This is a genomic window from Streptomyces nanshensis (assembly GCF_001751255.1).
Taxonomy (GTDB): domain Bacteria; phylum Actinomycetota; class Actinomycetes; order Streptomycetales; family Streptomycetaceae; genus Streptomyces; species Streptomyces nanshensis_A.
The window spans coordinates 1-2083 of the sequence record NZ_LJGW01000587.1; the positions used below are offsets into that span (position 1 = coordinate 1).

The window sequence follows — 2083 nt, forward strand, 5'->3', positions numbered from 1 at the left end:
CGCACTTCCCGCTGTCGGGAAGTGCGGCCCACGGCCCGTTCACGGCCCAGAAGAGCGAACAGACGCTCGGACCTGCACCGTTTCTAGATGTCGAAGTAATACATGAACATGGCTCTGACCTGCGTAGGTGCGTACCTACAGAGGATCCGGTGCACGACCGGTACACACTGCGGGGCTAGCGACGGGTGTGGCTGTGCCGGTGCCGGGACGGTGTCTCCGGAATGCCTTGGTGCACGGCAAGCCCACTTCCTTCGCGATTGTTGACTCCGTACGAGTACACGGAGTTCCTGAGCGGCAGCGCACTGGCCCCAGGCTTGGGGCTTCAGGTCCAAGCCTTCGCTTGCGGTTCCCAGATTCGTTGCGCGGCGGTGCCGGTGAGGAGCGGGTCGGCGAAGTCCGCGACGAGGGCGACCAACTCCGTGAGATTTTCGGGATGTTCGACTGAGGGACCCTGACGACGCAGCCATGCGGTGTACGGAGCTTGACGACGCGTCGGCAGGTCGGTGATGGCGCTGCTGAGCGGGCGTAGCTGGATGGCTCGATGTTCGGCGGTCGCGGTGAGGGCATCGATGAGTTCGTTGCCGTCGAGACGGTGCCGGGTGATCAGCTGGTAGAGGTCTGCGTAGTCGCGGTCCCGGGTGTTGAGATCTCCGAGAGCGACGGCGGTGGACAGCTTCTCTGCGATGACGGTCGCGATCGGGTAGCCGTAGAGCGGGAAGGGCGTTCCTTCCAGGGTCTGCGGGTAATCGATCAACTTCGGCTCGGGAGTCACCGGATCGCCGAAGCTGACGTCGAGTTGGAGCTTGAGTCGCGCCCGGCTGAGACTCGCGGCCATGGTCAGGCGGAGTCCGTGGTATTCGTCGTCCTGGCGAATGGGCACGGTGGACAGGCTTGTGGAGTCGAAGACGACCCCGTCGTCGGCCTCGGTGGCGGCGATGGCCGCGATGCGGCGGGTGATCTCCGCTTCGTCACCGGAGAACGAACGGCCGAGGATGTCGATGTCGCGTGTCATGCGACGGGCGCCGAACTGGGCGAGCAGCAGGCCGCCCTTGAGTACAAAGTGCTGGCCGCCCTCGGGGTGATTGCTCAATCGGAACAGGAAGCGTTCCAGGACGTATTCGAGCATCAGCTGGTCGCTTGGGCGTCCGGTGCGGCGGGCGAAGTTGCGCAGGTCGTTGTAGATACGCCCGGCGGTTGTGTCGCGGGTGGGGTTGGGCATCAGGCGAGCACCGCTTCGATGGCTGGGCGGATGGTGGACAGGGCACCGAGTGTCTGAGCGGCTTCCTGGATGTCGGCGACGCCGCCATGGCCGTGCCGGCGCAGGTAGCGGTTGAGGGCGCTGAGCGCGAGGGGCCTGCCTGCGGCCCCGCCGAGGCGCATGGCATCCGCGACGGAACGTGCGGGGCTGTAGACGGGGATGGTCTCGCCTGGAGCGGCTTCGAACCGGTCGATCGCGTAGCCGAAGGTATCCGCAGCATATTGGGACGTCCGGGTCGCGGGATAGGCGATCACCGGGCGGTGTGTGCCCCGTGGTACCGCGATGTGCACCTCGTACGGGATGTCGTCGATCAGTTCGTGCAGCGCCAGTGCGGACTCCCCGCATACGACCGCGTGCGGCGCCCGGGTGCAGACCGCGAGGACGTCGACGTGGGCTGTCGGTGCCGCGTCGGCCCGACGGTAGACACCCCGGGAGATCTCCTCGATTTCATCGGCGGAGGCCAAGGCGGCCAGATCTCGGGAGGGGAGCCCAGCAGTGCGGGCCTGGCGCGAGGTGAAGGTCGGAGGCAAGCCCGCCAGGCGTTGCATGAGGCGGTCGGTGGACTCGGGCATGTATCAAATCCTACCCAGATGCACCTGGGGTGGGAAGGATTTGATACACGCGCCAGGATGCGAGACGGCAGTCGCCTCCCGCTGTAATTACTCTCCGTGATAATCTGTCGGATGCTCCCACGGCCGGCAGCGGGCCGTCCTCTCTCGTTCCGAGTTCGATCTCGGCGCGCTGCCCGGTGCACATCAGGGCGGATCGAGGGGGATCGCAGCACTGCTACGAAACCGTCGGTGCAGGTCAGCGAGCCGCTGACCT

Annotated in this window: 2 protein-coding genes; both read right to left on the reverse strand. The window is 66.0% G+C overall.

What is annotated here, in order from left to right; all coding sequences use genetic code 11:
• Positions 1 to 322: 322 nt before the first annotated feature.
• On the reverse strand, positions 323 to 1219 hold the full coding sequence (locus AN218_RS29960; RefSeq protein WP_070020194.1) for a nucleotidyl transferase AbiEii/AbiGii toxin family protein: 897 nt from the start codon (positions 1217 to 1219) through the stop codon (positions 323 to 325).
• Positions 1219 to 1830 carry a type IV toxin-antitoxin system AbiEi family antitoxin domain-containing protein gene (locus tag AN218_RS29965; RefSeq protein ID WP_079132739.1) on the reverse strand — a complete coding sequence of 204 codons (612 nt, stop codon included), beginning with the start codon at positions 1828 to 1830 and terminating at the stop codon, positions 1219 to 1221. The genes AN218_RS29960 and AN218_RS29965 overlap by 1 nt, the downstream gene beginning before the upstream one ends.
• Positions 1831 to 2083: the final 253 nt, after the last annotated feature.